Annotated in this window: 15 protein-coding genes; 7 read left to right on the forward strand and 8 right to left on the reverse strand. The window is 72.0% G+C overall.

Going from position 1 to position 14,588, the window contains the following annotated elements:
* The first annotated feature begins 105 nt into the window (after positions 1 to 105).
* Positions 106 to 1,257, forward strand: a complete 1,152-nt coding sequence (locus ACHBTE_RS27440) for an acyl-CoA dehydrogenase family protein (protein ID WP_394726800.1) — start codon at positions 106 to 108, stop codon at positions 1,255 to 1,257.
* Positions 1,257 to 2,306, forward strand: coding sequence for an alcohol dehydrogenase catalytic domain-containing protein (locus ACHBTE_RS27445; RefSeq protein ID WP_394726802.1), 1,050 nt, complete (start codon positions 1,257 to 1,259; stop codon positions 2,304 to 2,306). The genes ACHBTE_RS27440 and ACHBTE_RS27445 overlap by 1 nt, the downstream gene beginning before the upstream one ends.
* 91 nt (positions 2,307 to 2,397) lie before the next feature.
* Here ACHBTE_RS27445 and ACHBTE_RS27450 read toward each other — a convergent pair whose 3' ends face one another.
* On the reverse strand, positions 2,398 to 3,417 hold the full coding sequence (locus ACHBTE_RS27450) for a GlxA family transcriptional regulator (protein ID WP_394726804.1): 1,020 nt from the start codon (positions 3,415 to 3,417) through the stop codon (positions 2,398 to 2,400).
* A 71-nt stretch (positions 3,418 to 3,488) separates the two neighbouring features.
* Between ACHBTE_RS27450 and ACHBTE_RS27455 the strand changes: the two genes are divergently transcribed.
* The gene (locus ACHBTE_RS27455) at positions 3,489 to 4,829 is read left to right on the forward strand and encodes an MFS transporter (RefSeq protein WP_394726806.1); all 1,341 of its coding nucleotides are present in this window, start codon (positions 3,489 to 3,491) and stop codon (positions 4,827 to 4,829) included.
* Between the two features lie 96 nt (positions 4,830 to 4,925).
* Positions 4,926 to 5,150 carry a hypothetical protein gene (locus tag ACHBTE_RS27460; protein WP_394726809.1) on the forward strand — a complete coding sequence of 75 codons (225 nt, stop codon included), beginning with the start codon at positions 4,926 to 4,928 and terminating at the stop codon, positions 5,148 to 5,150.
* Here the strand turns inward: ACHBTE_RS27460 and ACHBTE_RS27465 are convergent.
* The 5 genes from ACHBTE_RS27465 to ACHBTE_RS27485 form a co-directional block, all read right to left on the reverse strand.
* Entirely contained in the window at positions 5,147 to 5,785 is a 639-nt protein-coding gene (locus ACHBTE_RS27465; RefSeq protein ID WP_394726811.1) for a flavin reductase family protein, read from the reverse strand. The genes ACHBTE_RS27460 and ACHBTE_RS27465 overlap by 4 nt on opposite strands.
* 134 nt (positions 5,786 to 5,919) lie before the next feature.
* Complete coding sequence (locus tag ACHBTE_RS27470) at positions 5,920 to 6,747, reverse strand: enoyl-CoA hydratase/isomerase family protein (RefSeq protein ID WP_394726813.1); 828 nt, start codon at positions 6,745 to 6,747, stop codon at positions 5,920 to 5,922.
* Between the two features lie 85 nt (positions 6,748 to 6,832).
* Positions 6,833 to 9,058, reverse strand: coding sequence for an acetate--CoA ligase family protein (locus ACHBTE_RS27475; protein WP_394726815.1), 2,226 nt, complete (start codon positions 9,056 to 9,058; stop codon positions 6,833 to 6,835).
* A gap of 176 nt (positions 9,059 to 9,234) precedes the next feature.
* Positions 9,235 to 10,425 carry a flavin-containing monooxygenase gene (locus ACHBTE_RS27480; RefSeq protein ID WP_394726817.1) on the reverse strand — a complete coding sequence of 397 codons (1,191 nt, stop codon included), beginning with the start codon at positions 10,423 to 10,425 and terminating at the stop codon, positions 9,235 to 9,237.
* A 466-nt stretch (positions 10,426 to 10,891) separates the two neighbouring features.
* Positions 10,892 to 11,212, reverse strand: coding sequence for a GYD domain-containing protein (locus ACHBTE_RS27485; protein WP_394726819.1), 321 nt, complete (start codon positions 11,210 to 11,212; stop codon positions 10,892 to 10,894).
* A 212-nt stretch (positions 11,213 to 11,424) separates the two neighbouring features.
* On the opposite strand from ACHBTE_RS27485, the gene ACHBTE_RS27490 reads away from it, so the two are divergent.
* The 3 genes from ACHBTE_RS27490 to ACHBTE_RS27500 all read left to right on the forward strand — a co-directional run bounded on the left by ACHBTE_RS27490 (position 11,425) and on the right by ACHBTE_RS27500 (position 13,387).
* A complete protein-coding gene (locus ACHBTE_RS27490; protein ID WP_394726821.1) occupies positions 11,425 to 11,874 on the forward strand; it encodes a DoxX family protein in 450 nt (149 codons plus the stop codon).
* On the forward strand, positions 11,871 to 12,269 hold the full coding sequence (locus ACHBTE_RS27495) for a Zn-ribbon domain-containing OB-fold protein (RefSeq protein WP_394726823.1): 399 nt from the start codon (positions 11,871 to 11,873) through the stop codon (positions 12,267 to 12,269). The genes ACHBTE_RS27490 and ACHBTE_RS27495 overlap by 4 nt, the downstream gene beginning before the upstream one ends.
* Before the next feature lie 245 nt (positions 12,270 to 12,514).
* On the forward strand, positions 12,515 to 13,387 hold the full coding sequence (locus ACHBTE_RS27500; protein ID WP_394726825.1) for a GNAT family N-acetyltransferase: 873 nt from the start codon (positions 12,515 to 12,517) through the stop codon (positions 13,385 to 13,387).
* Between the two features lie 14 nt (positions 13,388 to 13,401).
* On the opposite strand, the gene ACHBTE_RS27505 is transcribed toward ACHBTE_RS27500, so the two are convergent.
* Together ACHBTE_RS27505 and ACHBTE_RS27510 are read right to left on the reverse strand one after the other, a co-directional pair.
* Positions 13,402 to 14,058, reverse strand: a complete 657-nt coding sequence (locus ACHBTE_RS27505; protein ID WP_394726827.1) for a pyridoxal 5'-phosphate synthase — start codon at positions 14,056 to 14,058, stop codon at positions 13,402 to 13,404.
* 102 nt (positions 14,059 to 14,160) lie between these two features.
* Positions 14,161 to 14,586, reverse strand: a complete 426-nt coding sequence (locus tag ACHBTE_RS27510) for a pyridoxamine 5'-phosphate oxidase family protein (RefSeq protein ID WP_394726829.1) — start codon at positions 14,584 to 14,586, stop codon at positions 14,161 to 14,163.
* Positions 14,587 to 14,588 lie beyond the last annotated feature (2 nt).

Below are 14,588 nucleotides of genomic sequence, written 5' to 3' on the forward strand. Positions count from 1 at the left end.
TCGGTGCGATGTGTCGTGGGGCGGCAGCGGGTCCGTCGTGGCTTCTCGCGCCGGCGCCACGCCCTTGGGGGCGGTGCCCCTGACCGGAGAGCGGAGGAGACGTCAGTGGACTTTGGGTTCAGCGCCGAGGACGACGTGTTTCGTACGGAGGTCAGGGCCTGGCTCGCGGAGCACGCCGAAGCCGGGCAGCAGCGGCGGGCATGGGAGCGCACCCTCGGCAAGGCCGGCTGGATCGGGCTCGGGTGGGGTCAGGGCGGCTACGGCAATCGGACGGCCACGTTGACCCAGCAGGTCGTCTGGGCCGAGGAGTACGCGCGGTCGGGGGCGCCGGCGCGGTCCGGGCACATCGGGGAGAAGCTGCTGGCCCCCACGCTGCTCGCGCACGGCAGCAAGGAGCAGAAGGACCGGTTCCTGCCCCCGGTCGCCGTCGGTGAGGAGCTGTGGTGCCAGGGATACAGCGAGCCGGGGGCGGGGTCGGACCTGGCGGGGATCCGTACGAAGGCCGAGCGCGCCTCGGACGGGACGTACCGGGTCAGCGGGCAGAAGATCTGGACCTCGCTCGCCCATGAGGCCGACTGGTGCTTCGTACTGGCCCGCACCGACCCCGATTCCCGGCGCCATCACGGCCTGAGCTTTCTACTCGTCCCCATGGACCAGCCGGGCCGCATCGAGGTGCGGCCCATCCGGCAGATGACCGGCACGAGCGAATTCAACGAGGTCTTCTTCGACGGCGCGCACGCGCGCGCGGAGCACGTCGTCGGGGGCGAGGGCGCCGGGTGGAAGGTCGCGATGAGCCTGCTCGGATTCGAGCGGGGGGTGTCGACGCTGGCCCAGCAGGTGGGGTTCGCACAGGAGTTGGACGCCGTCGTGCGGGCCGCCGTCGCGTCGGGGACGGCAGCGGATCCCGTGGTGCGGGAACGGCTCGTGCGGCAGTGGGCCGAGCTGCGGACGATGCGCTGGAACGCCCTGCGGACCCTGGGGGGCTCCGGTGACCCCGGGGCGCCCAGCGCGGCCAAGCTGCTGTGGGGCGGCTGGCATCAGCGGCTCGGGGAACTGGCCATGCAGGTGCGGGGCGCGGCGGCCGGGGTCGGGCCCGGTGAGTGGTCGCCCTCGACGCCGTACGCACTCGACGAGGCACAGCACCTGTTCCTGTTCTCCCGGGCCGACACCATCTACGGCGGCTCGGACCAGGTGCAGCGAACGATCATCGCCGAGCGGGTGCTCGGGCTGCCGAGGGAACCCAAGGGGGTTGTGTGATGCGCGGTGTGCTGTTCGACGGCAAGCAGGTCCGGGTCGTGGACGATCTGGAGGTGCGGGAACCCGGCCCCGGCGAGGTGCTGGTCGCGATCTCGGCGGCGGGGTTGTGCCACAGCGATCTTTCCGTGGTGGACGGGACCATACCCTTCCCGGTTCCTGTGGTGCTGGGCCATGAGGGCGCGGGAGTCGTGGAAGCGGTGGGTGTGGGAGTCACCCATGTCGAGCCCGGCGATCATGTGGCGCTCTCCACGCTCGCCAACTGCGGTACGTGCGCGGAGTGCGACCGGGGGCGGCCCACCATGTGCCGGCAGGCGATCGGGCGGCCCGGGCGGCCGTTCCGACGGGGTGAGCAGGCGGTGTTCCAGTTCGCGTCCAACTCCGCCTTCGCGGAACGGACCGTGGTGAAGGCCGTACAGGTGGTGCGCATCCCGAAGGACATTCCGATGGCCTCGGCCGCGCTCATCGGGTGCGGGGTGCTGACGGGCGTGGGCGCCGTGCTCAACCGGGCGAAGGTGGACCGCGGGGACAGCGTGCTGGTGATCGGTACCGGCGGTATCGGCCTCAACGTCCTTCAGGGCGCGCGGATCGCGGGCGCGCTCCGGATCGTCGCCGTCGACGCGAACCCGGCGAAGGAGGCGGTGGCCCGGCAGTTCGGGGCGACGGACTTCCTGACCTCGACGGAGGACGTACGGGACCTGCTGCCCACGGGGGCGGACCATGCCTTCGAGTGCGTGGGGCGGGTGGAGCTCGTCCGGCAGGCCGTCGACCTGCTCGACCGGCACGGGCAGGCGATCCTGCTGGGAGTACCACCGGCCGGCGCCGAGGCCACCTTCGTCGTGTCCTCGATGTACCTCGACAAGTCCATCCTGGGCTGCCGGTACGGGTCGTCCAGGCCACAGCGGGACATCGCGCTGTACGCCGAGCTGTACCGCGACGGGCGGCTGCTGCTGGACGAGCTGGTGACGCAGACGTATCCGGTCGCGGAGTTCGAGAGGGCGGCGGCGGATGCCGAGGCGGGGAAGGTGGCGCGGGGGGTGCTCACCTTCTGAAGTCCGGTCCGCGCGGGGCGGCTCGCTTGCGCGACGCCACGGCTGAGCGACGTTCTCCGGCTCGGGTTTCCCGGCTCAGGTTTCCCCTGGCTCAAGTGCCGCTGGTGACCCGGACGTCGGCCTGGCCTGCGGTGCGGAAGGTGCGGCGATAGGTGGTGGGGGTGACGCCGAGCGCCGTTTGTAGGTGCTGGCGCATCGACTGAGCCGTGCCGAAGCCGGCGTCGGCGGCCACCTGGTCGACCGAGAGGTCGGTGGACTCCAGGAGGTGCCGGGCGCGTTCGACACGTTGCTGGGTGAGCCACTGGCCGGGGCTGACGCCGACCTCCTCGCGGAAGCGGCGCGTGAACGTCCGTACGGACATGGACTCCTGCTCGGCCATGTCCCTCAGCTGGATCGGCTCATGGAGGCGGCCCAGCGCCCAGGCACGGGCGCTGGTCGTGGACGCCTGCTGCGGGTCGGGGACCGGGCGGTGGATGTACTGGGCCTGGCCGCCGTCCCGATGGGGCGGTACGACCGTGCGGCGGGCCACGTCATTGGCGATCGCCGTGCCGTGGTCGCGGCGGACCATGTGCAGGCACAGGTCGATCCCGGCCGCGACGCCGGCCGAGGTCAGCACATCGCCCTCGTCGATGAACAGGACGTCCGCGTCGACCTTGATCTTCGGGAACAGCCGCTGGAACCGCTCGGCGTCGGCCCAGTGCGTGGTGGCCGGCCGGCCGTCGAGCAGGCCGGCGGCGGCGAGGACGTAGACGCCGGTGCAGATGGAGGCGAGCCGGGTGCCGGGGCGGATGTGCGCGAGCGCGGCGGCCAACTCGTCGGTGAGGACGCCCTCCTCGAAGACCGGGCCGAGCTCGTACGAGGCCGGGACGATCACGGTGTCGGCGGTGGCCAGTGCCTGAGGGCCGCAGCCCACCTGGATGTCGAAGTCGGCGTCCGTGCGGACCGGACCGGGCGGACGGATCGAGCAGGTGACGACCTCGTACAGATGCCGTCCCTCGGCGTCCTTGGGGCGGCCGAAGATCCGGTGCGGGATGCCCAGCTCGAAGGGCAGCAGGCCGTCCAGGGCGAGGACGACCACGCGATGCGGGCGGAACTCCGGCTCACTGCTCATGGCCCGATCCTAACGAATGCTGCCTTTCGGGCCAATGGCTCCGCGGCGGCGCAGGCCCGAAGCTCGTTGTCGTGACGCAGACAACCGAAGCCGCCGAAGCCGCCGAAGCAGCCGAAGCCGCCGACGCCCCCCGCACCGCCGACGACCAGTCCCCGCTTCCGCCGCGCCGTGGCCGTATCCACCGTGCCTGGCTCGTCGCCGCCGTCGCCTTCGTGACGATCCTCGGCGCCGCCGCCTTCCGCTCCCTGCCGGGGCTGCTCATCGACCCGTTGCACGAGGAGTTCGGCTGGTCGCGCGGCACGATCGCCGCCGCGGTCTCCGTCAACCTCGCCCTGTACGGCCTCACCGCCCCCTTCGCCGCCGCGCTGATGGACCGTTTCGGCATCCGCCGGGTGGTCGCGGTCGCGCTCATGGTGATCGCGCTCGGCTCGGGCCTGACGGTGTGGATGACGGCGCCCTGGCAACTGCTGCTGTGCTGGGGCCTGCTGGTGGGCCTCGGCACCGGATCGATGGCGCTGGCCTTCGCGGCCACGGTCACCAACCGCTGGTTCACCGAGCGGCGCGGCCTGGTCACCGGCATCCTCACCGCCGCGTCGGCCTCCGGCCAGCTGATCTTCCTGCCCGTGCTCGCCCTGATGGTCGAGGCGGGCGACTGGCGGCCGGCCGCGGTCACCGTCGCCCTCGCGGCCCTCGCCGTCGTGCCCTTCGTCTGGCTGCTGCTGCGCGACCACCCCGCCGACGTGGGTCAAAAGCCGTACGGCGCGAAGGAGTTCGTGCCCAAGCCGCCCCCCACGCCGGGTGCCGCGCGCAGGGCGGTGAAGGTCCTCTTCTCGGCTGCCCGCACCGGCCCCTTCTGGCTGCTCGCCGGCACCTTCGCGATCTGCGGCGCTTCCACCAACGGCCTCATCCAGACCCACTTCGTGCCCGCCGCCCACGACCACGGCATGCCGGTCCCGGCCGCCGCCTCGCTGCTCGCCGTCATCGGCTTGTTCGACGTCGTCGGCACCATCGCCTCCGGCTGGCTCACCGACCGTTTCGAGTCGCGCCGGCTCCTCGCGGTCTACTACGCCCTGCGCGGGATCTCGCTGCTGTTCCTGCCGATGCTGCTCGCGCCCAGCGTCCACCCGCCGATGCTGTTCTTCATCGTCTTCTACGGCCTCGACTGGGTCGCCACCGTCCCGCCCACCGTCGCCCTGTGCCGGGAGCACTACGGCGAGGACAGCGCGATCGTCTTCGGCTGGGTCCTCGCCTCCCACCAGGTCGGCGCCGCACTGGTGGCCTTCCTCGGCGGTGTCGCGCGAGACGTCTTCGGCTCGTACGACGTGGTGTGGCTGGCGTCGGGGGCGCTGTGCGCGGCGGCGGCGCTGATGGCCCTGGTGATCCGTCGGCCGACGGTGGCGGTGACGGCCTAGGGGCGGCTCGCGTCGGCCGCCCGGGGGCTTCTCAGGCTGAGGGAGTCGATCAAGTGGACGTCCGAGTGGGCGTCTCGTACGGGCGGGAGTGTCGCAGTGCTGGACCTGGTCAAGGAGGCCCTCGATCACGTGCTCTGGGGGATCCTCGTCATCCTGCTGATCGTCTGGTGGGTCGGCGGTCCGGCGGTGACCGCCATCGTGTGGAGCGGCGGTGACAAGCGCCTCGCGCTTCAGTTCCTGGGGGTCTGGGCCGCCGTCACCGCGCTGTATCTCGCCGCGTCCCGGCTGATCCGCCGCACCCGTCGGAGATCGGGTGCCTAGAGGAAGCGCCCCTTGTGGAACAGCAGCGGTGGCTCCTCCCCGGCGGTGGCTCCCAGCGCGTCCACCCGTCCTACGACGATGAGATGGTCACCGCCCGTGTGCACCGCGTGGATCGTGCAGTCGATCCACGCGAGCGTGCCTGCGAGGCGCGGGGAGCCGGTTGCCGGTGCCGCGTCGTAGGCGACCCCCGCGAACTTGTCCGCGCCGCTCACCGCGAAGGCACGGCACAGCTCGCCCTGGCCGGCGCTCAGGACGTTCACGCAGAAGACGCCCGCGCGCGCGATCCGGGGCCAGGTCGTCGACGTACGGCCGACCATGAAGGCGACCAGAGGCGGGTCGAGGGAGAGGGAGGAGAAGGACTGGCAGGCGAATCCGGCCGGGGCGGCGGATCGGGGATCGTCGGCGGAGGCTGGGTCTTCGGGCCCGGCGGCTGCCGGTGCGGTGACAACGACCACTCCCGTCGCGAAGTTCCCCAGCACCCGCCGGAAATCGGCCCGTCCGACCGGCGCCCGCTCGTCCTCGCCGACACACCGCAGCTCGGGCCGGGGCAGCACTTCGACGCGCTCCCGGGCGGGGGCTGTCTCGACCGACCTGAGGTATCGGACGGCGGCTGCCGCCATCCCTGCGTGTCCCATCACACCAACCATTGAAGCTGACAGAGCGTCAGATCGGAAGGGTCGCGCGGAAGTCGCGCGGAGGGCCGGAACACGCCCCTGTCCCGGACACGGCGCGTCACCATGCCAGGTGGCGTCACCGTGCCCGGTGAGCGTCACCGCCCCCGGAACTCGGGACCGCGTCGCTGCACGAAGCTCGCCACGCCCTCGCGGGCGTCCGCCGTGGTCATGTTGATCTCCTGCGCCGCCGCCTCCGCCGCGAAAGCGGCACCGCGGTCGGTGTCGAGGGAGGCGTTGACGAGGTGCTTGGTGAGGGCGAGGGCGCGGGTCGGCCCGGTGGCGAGGCGGTCGGCCCACTCATGGGCCGTCTTGTCCAACTCCCCGTCCGGCACCACGCGATTGACCAGCCCGAGCCGCTCCGCGTCCGCGGCGGTGAGCGCGTCGCCGAAGAACATCAGCTCCTTCGCCCGCTGCGGCCCGACGAGGCGGGGCAGGAGGTAGGCGCCGCCGCCGTCCGGGACCAGTCCGCGGCGTACGAACGCCTCGATGAACTTCGCCGATTCGGCGGCCAGTACGAGATCGCAGGCGAACGCGAGATGCGCGCCGAGGCCGGCCGCGGTTCCGTTCACCGCCGCGATCACCGGCTTCTCGCAGTCGAGGACGGCGGCGACCAGGCGCTGGGCGCCGAGACGGATAGTGCGCGCGACATCGCCGGGCACCCGCTCACCGGCGCCCGACCCGCCCCGCAGATCCGCCCCCGCGCAGAAACCGCGGCCCGTCCCGGTCAGTACGACGGCCCGTACTCCGGGGTCGGCGGAGGCGTCGTCGAGCAGCCGGATCAGGCGTTCGCGCTGGTCAGGGGTGATGGCATTGAGCGCTTCCGGGCGGTTGAGGGTGATGCGGCAGACCTGATTGTCAGTGGCGTGCAGTACCAATGACTCAACGGAGTTTTTGGGCACGGGCACACGGGGGGAACCGGTCATGTCCATTTTGCTGTCGGCATTCATCTCGGCGCCATTCGTCTCAGCGGCACTCATCTCAGCGGTATTCGTCTCAGTGGCCCTCATCTCAGCGGCACACCACCAGCGCGTCCAGCGCCACCGCGCCCTGTCCCCTGGGCAGCACCATGAGCGGATTGATGTCGAGTTCCGCGAGGTCCTCCTCGAGCTCCAGAGCCATCCGCTGCACCCGCAGGACGACTTCGACGAGCGCGTCGACATCCGCCGGGGGACGCCCCCGGACCCCGTCCAGCAGGGCCCGCCCGCGCAGCTCGGCGAGCATGCCCCGCGCCTGCTCCTCACCGAAGGGCGGCACGCGTACGGCGGTGTCGTGCAGCACCTCCACCAGGACCCCGCCCAGCCCGACCGTCACGGTCGGTCCGAAGAGCGGGTCGTGGGTGGCGCCGACGACCATCTCGACGCCCCGCTCGACCATCTGGCAGACCAGGATGCCGTCCAGGGCGACACCCTCGTAGCGCGCGATGTCGGTCAACTCCCGGTAGGCGTCCCGGACCTGGCTCGCGGAGGTCAGACCGATCTTGACCAGGCCCAGCTCGGTCTTGTGGGCGATCCGCGCCCCGGACGCCTTCATCACCACGGGGTAGCCGACCTGGGCCGCCGCCCGCACGGCCGCCGCCGCGCTGGCCACCAACTGCTCGCGCGGGACCCGGATGCCGTACGCCCGCAGCAGCTGCTTGGCCGCGTGTTCGCTCAGCTGCTGTCCCGGCCGCATCAGCTCCCGCGTCTTGCGGAAGGAGGGGGACGGGGTGCGGGGCGCCCGGTCGAAGGGGGAGCGGTAGCTGCTGACGAAGCGATGGTGGTCGAGGTAGGCGCGGACGGCCGTGATGCAGTTCGCCACGGTGCGGAAGGTGGCCACGCGCGAGGAGCCGAGCAGGACCTCGCGATAGGCCGCCTCGGTGCCGACCGGCGACCCCCACACCACGCACACCAGCTTGTCCGTCCGCTCGGCCGCGTCCACCAGGTCCCGCACGAGCCGGTCGCTGAGCGGTGGGAAAGGGCCGGTGACCGGGCAGATCAGCACCCCGACCGCGGGGTCGTCGAGGATCGCGTCGATGATCTTCCGCCCGCGTCGGTCGCCCACCGGATGCCCGCCGTTGTCCACGGGGTTGGCCACGCTCAGATACTCCGGTATCCACTGGTGCAGCTCGGCCTGCTTGGCCTCCGACAGCGCCGGCAGCCGCAGCCCCGCCTCGGTCGCCAGGTCGGCGAAGTGCGCGCCCGTGCCGCCCGAGATCGAATAGACGACGACGCCGTCGGCGCGCGGCGGCCGGGCGCGGGCCAGCAGGGTGGCGGTGTCCTGGAGCTCGTCCAGGCCGTCCACCCGGATCACCCCGTACTGCCGCATCGCCGCGTCCACCACCGTGTCGGTGCCGGTCAGCTTGCCGGTGTGTGAGGCGGCCGTGCGGGCGCCGGTCTCGGTGCGGCCCACCTTGACGGCGACGACGGGCACTTTGCGGCGGGCGGCGCGGTCGGCGGCGAGCAGGAAGGAGCGACCGTCCTTGAGGCCCTCGACGTAAGCGGCGATGGCGCCGACCTCGGGCCGCTCGGCGAAGTAGGAGATGAAGTCGGCCGTCTCCAGATCGGCCTCGTTGCCGGTGGGCGCCCAGTGCGTCAGCCGGACGCCGAGCTCCTGGAGGGCGAAGACGGGGCGGCCCTGGTGGCCGGACTGGGTGATCAGGGCGATCCCGGGGCCGTCCAGATCGGCGCGGAACCGCTCGAAGGCGTTCAGGTTGGTGTTGGGCCCCAGCAGCCGCATCCCTGACCGCTCGACGGCGGCGGTGAGGCGCTCCTGGGCTGCCGCGCCCTCCTCGCCGGTCTCCGCGAACCCGGACGCGAAGACGACGGCGAACTTCACCTTGGTGGCGGCCAGTTCCTCGATGACCGGGAGGGGGTCGGCGACCAGCAGTACGGCGAGATCGACCTGTTCGGGCAGGTCGGCGACGGAGGGAGCGCAGGGTATGCCGAAGACGGACGGGCGGCTGGGGTGCACCGGGTGGAGCCGGGCGCCGACGCGTTCGGACCAGGTGATCAGTTGCCGGGTGATCCCGGTGTTGGGCCGGCCCTCGGTGTCCGAGGCGCCGATCACCGCGACCGACTCCGGCCGGAAGAAGCGGTCCAGATCGGGTACGTCGCAGTACAGCGGACGGCCGCTGACGTCGAGATCGTCGACCTCGGCGGGCCGGCCGTGGACGGCGGGCCCGGGCTGCTCGCCACAGGCGATGACCCGGGTCCGGCGGGAGTCGGTGGTGAGGGTGCCGTGGGTTGATCCAAGCATCGGTCCGCCCGCTCCTGTGTGACAGCGATTAACTGACGCAGTGTCAGATTAAAGGAACTGACGTCAAGTCAGGAACGGCTGTGCACGCAAAGTTGGGAGCGGACGGGTTCGGAGAGGTACGGAGAGGCGAGGTGGGGGGCGCGGAGAGGGGGCGGAAGGCGTGGAGCCGAGCGTGATCACGACACCGGCAGTCGCGAGATCCGGAGGGCACGTTCGCGGGCGATGGCCTTGGCGATCTTTCCGGCGTCGATCGCCATCTCCCTGAGGTTGCCGCTGATGGGGTTGGTGAAGCCGGTGAAGTAGAGGCCGGGCGCGTGCGCGGGGGTGCGGGCGCCCCGGACGAGCGGTCGGCCGCGCGGGTCCAGCACGTCGAGGTGTCCGACGAGGTCCTCCAGCGCGCGGCTGTACCCCGTGGCGGCGATGACGGCGTCCGGTGAGACCCGGCTGCCGTCGGCGAGGACCACCTTGTCGTCCTCGAAGGCGTCGACGGCGGCCACGACCTCGACCTTGCCCTTGCGCACGGCGTCGACGAGGCCGACGTCGAGGACGGGGATGGCGCCCTGCTGGACCCGGCTGTACAGGCCCGTGTCGGGACGGGGCAGCCCTTGGGCGGACAGATCCGGCACGCTGAACTTCGCCATGGGCCGGGCGAGCCGGTCGACGAGCCCGACCGGCAGCCGCCGTACGAGGATGCTGGTGAACTGGGCGGGCCAGCCGGCGGTCGAGCGGCGCACGATGTGCGGCACCGTCCGCACCGCGAGCCGCACCCGCGAGGCCCCGCCCTCCACCAGGTCCACGGCGATCTCGGCCCCCGTGTTGCCGGCGCCGACGACCAGGACGTCGCGGCCGGCGTAGGGAGCGGGGTCGCGGTACTCGCCGGCGTGGCGGAAGTCGCCGCCATAGGTGTCCCTTCCGGGCCAGGCCGGGATGCGGGGGGTGTGGTTGTGGCCGGTGGCCACGACGACCGCGGCGCCGGTCAGTTCGCGACCGCCGGTGGCGCGCAGCAGCCAGCCGGAGCCGTCCGGGGAGGGTTCCACGCGGGAGACCTCCACACCGGTGACGATCTCCAGATCGTGGTGCTCGGCGTACTTTTCCAGGTAGCGCACGACATCGTCCCGGGACACCCAGCGCCCGAAGCGACGAGGCATCGGCAGCCCGGGCAGGCCCGACAGCCGTCGGACGGTGTGCAGATGGAGCCGGTCGTAGTGGCGCCGCCAGGAGGCGCCGACCCGGTCCGACTTCTCCAGCACGACGGCGCGCAGTCCCTGGGCGCGCAGCGCGTGTGCGACGGAGAGTCCGCCGGGGCCGCCGCCGATGACATAGACGGGGCGGTCCGTGGGGGTCGGGGACGCTGTGGAGTCGGCCATGCTCCGGAGCGTAATCAGGCTGCTGCTTGATGGGTCTCGGTCAAGACCGGAATTGGTTGCGGATCGATCACGGCTGTAGGAGGAATGGGTGGGGCCTGTGGCGTAGGTCTCCTGGTTGTGGGGTCGGCGTGGACTTGGGGTGAGTCCGGACATGGGTGACGGGGAGGAGGCGGACGACCCTCCCGTTGGCCTGTCGCCTGTCGCCTGTCGCCTGTCGCCTGTCGCCTGTCGCCTGTCGCCTGTCGCCTGTCGCCTGTCGCCTGCCGCCGGTCACGGGGGAGCGGGTCGCGGTGATCGGTGACGGAGAGGAGGCCGGGGGCCCTCCCGCCGGCATGTCGCCGACGACCGGGGGCGCAGGCCACGGGGATCGATGACGGGGAGGAGGCGGAGTCCTCCCCACAAGCCCTGAGCCGCCCAGTGCCCCGGTGGGCAGGGGCCGGTCCTACGCGACAGGCCGGTGTGTGCCTCAGGCGCCCGGGGCGCGGAAGTCGACCTGGCGGTTGGTGGCGTCGTCGATCTCGGTGAGGGTGAGGAGAGGGGTGGCGCGGGTGTGCAAGGCGCCGCTGGCCTTCACGGTGAGGCTGGCGGCAGCCATGGAGACCGGGTCGGGGAAGTCGACGATGAGCACCAGGTCGTCCTCGCCGAAGGCGAAGTACATGGCCTCGACCGTGCCGCCGAGGCCGGTGACGACCCGCTCGACGGCGGCCCGGCGACCGCTCGCCCCTTCCCTGAGCAGCCCTTGGGTGCCTTCGGCCGTGTAGGTCGCCTGGATGAGGAACTTCGGCATGAGGACGCTCCCTGCCCGTCTGCCCAGCGCTGGTCGGGTACGCGAGATGGCCTTCCCGCTGCCACGTCGGCCGCAGCGCGCCGAGCTTCAGGATTCACTCGTTCGGCGACGTTGCCACCATCCCGGCGAGCTGTTCCCGACTTTCTTCGGACTTCTCCGAGGGCGCCCCGGGCGATTGTCAGGTCTCACTCATCTGACGTACCGTCAGATCCATGGACGCGATCTGGCTCACAGGTGCGGAATGGCTGGCCGTGCTCCGCATAGGTCTCGGGCTGTGGTGGCTGGAGAGCTGGCGGCACAAGGACAAGAAAAGCTGGTTCGAGGGCGGCGGGATCAAATGGGCGGCGGACGTGGCGGCCAAGCACCGCTGGAACGCCGTACGGTCCGGATTCGACGTCGTCGTGGCACCCCGGCCGCGGACCATGGCGTACGTCGTCCTGTACGCGGAACTCGCCCTGGGGCTCGGACTCGTCCTCGGGTTCCTGACGCCGATCGCCCTCGTCGGCGCGCTGCTGCTCAACGGCATCTACTTCGCCCTGATGATCCACGACTGGGCCGAGCAGGGGCAGAACTCGATGATGGCGCTGATCTCGCTCGTCGCCCTGTTCGGGATGTCCTGGCAGTCGTGGTCGGTGGACAGCGCGCTGGGGTTGTTCTCATGAGCGGGCAGCGCCACGACCTCCCGGAGGCAGACGCCTTCACCCGCACCTACTGGGACGCGGCGGCGGACGGTCGGCTGCTCGTCCGGACGTGCCGGACCTGCGGACGCTGCCATCACTATCCTCGCGAGTTCTGCCCGCACTGCTGGAGCGAGGACGTCGACTGGACGGCCGCGAGCGGGCGGGCCACCCTCTACACCTGGTCCGTCGTCCACCGCAACGACCTGCCGCCCTTCGGGGAGCGGACGCCCTACGTCGCCGCGGTCATCGATCTCGCCGAGGGGCCGCGGATGATGACCGAGGTCGTGGACTGCGCGGACGCCGGCCTGTTGAGGGCCGGGATGGAGCTGGCGGTCGCCTTCCGGGACGGGGCGCCGGTGTTCCGGCCCACGGGCTGACGGAGGCGAGGAGCCGGTGTTCCGGCCTGCCCGCTGACCCGCAGGGGAGGCCGGGCGGTGCGACGCCTACCGGGACATGCATCTGCACGCGCGGCCGGCGGCGGACCCGGACGTCAACCTGTAGCCCCGCGCGACCGTGAACACGGGGCCCCTCGACCCCCGCCTGGGAGTGGGGTCTTGTGTCGGCTTGGTGTCCGCCGCGGAAAAGCGTGCACAACGGCCGCCCGAGCGCGGGATCATGAGGTATGCGCCCGGACGACTGGTACTGCACCCAGGACCTCACCGGCTTTCTCGCCCACGCCGGTGGCTTCCTGCGCTCACGCCCCGATCTGCACACCGTCGCCCTGACGGTGACCGAAGCGCTGCGCACCAACGGGCTGCGCGCGTACGGCGACGAGGCGCCCGTGTTCGGGGTGCTGGAACTGGACGACCAGGTGCGCGCCGCCTACTTCTGCACCCCGCCCTACCGGCTGAACGTCACCCCCCTCACCCCCGAGGAGGCCGACGCCCTCGCCGCCCATCTGGTGGGCCTCGGCCTGACGGTCCCCGGTGTCATAGCCGCCCGCGAGACCGCCGAAGCCTTCGTCGCCGCGTGGCGCCGGCACGCAGGCGCCCGGGCCGCGGTCACCCAGCGCCAACGCCTGTACCGGCTCGGCAACCTGACCGCCCCGCAGCCGCTCCCGGCGGGCCGGGCCAGGATCGCCGGCGAGGAGGACCGGCAGCAACTGGCGTGCTGGTACGCCGAGTTCGTCGAGGACGCGGGCCATGTCACCACCCGGGACGCCGAGGCATGGGCCGACTCGCGCATCGCCTACGGCGGCATCACCCTCTGGGAGGACGAGGACGGCACGCCGCTCTCCATGGCCGGCGTGACGCCGGTGGTCGCCGGACAGGTCCGGGTCGCCCCCGTCTACACGCCGGCCCCGCTGCGCGGGCGCGGCTACGCGGGCGCGGTCACCGCGCAGGTCAGCCGCGCCGTGCTCACCTCCGGCGTGCGCGAGATCCTGCTCTTCACCGACCTGACCAACCAGACGAGCAACGGCCTCTACCAGCGCATCGGCTACCGCGCGGTGGCCGACTTCACGGCGTACGACTTCCGGGGCAACCGCGCCTACTGAGCGGCCGGGCGCCCTCAGGGCCAGAGCAGCTCCCTGGCCCAGCCCCCCTCGGTGCGGCGGTAGCGGAGCCGTACGTGACGCCGCTGGGCGTCGCCCTGGAAGAACTCCACCTCTTCGGCGTGCAGGTGGTACAGCGTCCAGGTCGGCACCGGGGTGCCGGGCTCGTGCCGGGCGCGTTCCCAGGCGGCCTCCGAGGTGCGCGCCAACTCCTCCAGGGAGCCCAGGACCTGGCTCTGACGGCCGGTGAGGGCCGCCGCCAGCGCGCCGGTCGAGCGGGCGTGCAGATCGGCCTGCGACTCGGTGGACGGGGCCGCCGTCACCGGCCCCCGCAGGCGCACCTGACGCCCCTGGGCCGGCCAGTAGAAGCCGAGCGCCGCATGCGGACGGGCGGTGAGCTGGCGGCCCTTGCGGCTGTCGACGTGTGTCGCGAAGGACCAGCCGGACGCGTCGGCGCCGTGCAGCATCACCGTCCGTACGTCCGGCAGGCCCTCCTCGTCGGCCGTGGCGAGGGACATCGTGTGGGGCTCCACCTGTCCCGCCGCCACGGCCTGCGCGAACCAGTCCGTGAACAGGGCGAGCGGTTCGGCGGGCGCGGTGGCCGGGTCGAAGGCGGGCAGGTCGACGTCCCACACCCGCAGCGACCTCAGCAGCTCATGCAGATCCTTTCCCATGGGCCGATTGTCCCGCGCGGGCCCCTGCCGTGCGGCCAGGGGGTGTCTGACAATTCCCGTCGTCCGCCCGCAGGCGGGAATTGCCAGACACCCCCCAGGGGCTCACACCTCACCGAGGTCGGACGACACCCAGCGCTCGGGCCGCATGTGCAGCACGACCTGCTCGCCGTGGTTCTTCCAGGCGAAGTCGACATAGCCGTCGACCTTCCCGGCGGCCAGGTAGCGGGCCGAGATCTCCCGGAGCTGGTCGAGGGTGGCGGGGATCGTCGCGACGACCGGTCCCTCGACCGACACGTACCGGATGGTGGGCTCGAGGCGGTCGACCATCAGGGAGAAGCGGCCCGCCTCCTGGATCAGCCGGTTCTTGCGGGAGTCGAGGCCGGTCATGATCCAGATGTCACCGCCGGGCTCGTACTGGTACCAGATGGGCACGGTCAGCGGGGCGCGTCCGGTGCCCGCGTCGACCGCCAGCGCGGCGATATGGGGCTCGGCGAGGAACTTCTCACGCTCTTCACGGGTCAGGGCCATGC

Origin of the sequence: Streptomyces sp. M41 (assembly GCF_043673425.1) — a bacterium.
In the GTDB taxonomy this organism is placed as follows: domain Bacteria; phylum Actinomycetota; class Actinomycetes; order Streptomycetales; family Streptomycetaceae; genus Streptomyces.

Coding starts and splice junctions, on each gene's coding strand:
- ACHBTE_RS27445 (WP_394726802.1), top strand. CDS start 1,257: ATGCGCGGTGTGCTGTTCGACGGCAAGCAGGTCCGGGTCGTGGACGAT.
- ACHBTE_RS27450 (WP_394726804.1), bottom strand. CDS start 3,417: ATGAGCAGTGAGCCGGAGTTCCGCCCGCATCGCGTGGTCGTCCTCGCC.
- ACHBTE_RS27465 (WP_394726811.1), bottom strand. CDS start 5,785: ATGGGACACGCAGGGATGGCGGCAGCCGCCGTCCGATACCTCAGGTCG.
- ACHBTE_RS27470 (WP_394726813.1), bottom strand. CDS start 6,747: ATGACCGGTTCCCCCCGTGTGCCCGTGCCCAAAAACTCCGTTGAGTCA.
- ACHBTE_RS27475 (WP_394726815.1), bottom strand. CDS start 9,058: ATGCTTGGATCAACCCACGGCACCCTCACCACCGACTCCCGCCGGACC.
- ACHBTE_RS27480 (WP_394726817.1), bottom strand. CDS start 10,425: ATGGCCGACTCCACAGCGTCCCCGACCCCCACGGACCGCCCCGTCTAT.
- ACHBTE_RS27485 (WP_394726819.1), bottom strand. CDS start 11,212: ATGCCGAAGTTCCTCATCCAGGCGACCTACACGGCCGAAGGCACCCAA.
- ACHBTE_RS27490 (WP_394726821.1), top strand. CDS start 11,425: ATGGACGCGATCTGGCTCACAGGTGCGGAATGGCTGGCCGTGCTCCGC.
- ACHBTE_RS27495 (WP_394726823.1), top strand. CDS start 11,871: ATGAGCGGGCAGCGCCACGACCTCCCGGAGGCAGACGCCTTCACCCGC.
- ACHBTE_RS27500 (WP_394726825.1), top strand. CDS start 12,515: ATGCGCCCGGACGACTGGTACTGCACCCAGGACCTCACCGGCTTTCTC.
- ACHBTE_RS27505 (WP_394726827.1), bottom strand. CDS start 14,058: ATGGGAAAGGATCTGCATGAGCTGCTGAGGTCGCTGCGGGTGTGGGAC.
- ACHBTE_RS27510 (WP_394726829.1), bottom strand. CDS start 14,586: ATGGCCCTGACCCGTGAAGAGCGTGAGAAGTTCCTCGCCGAGCCCCAT.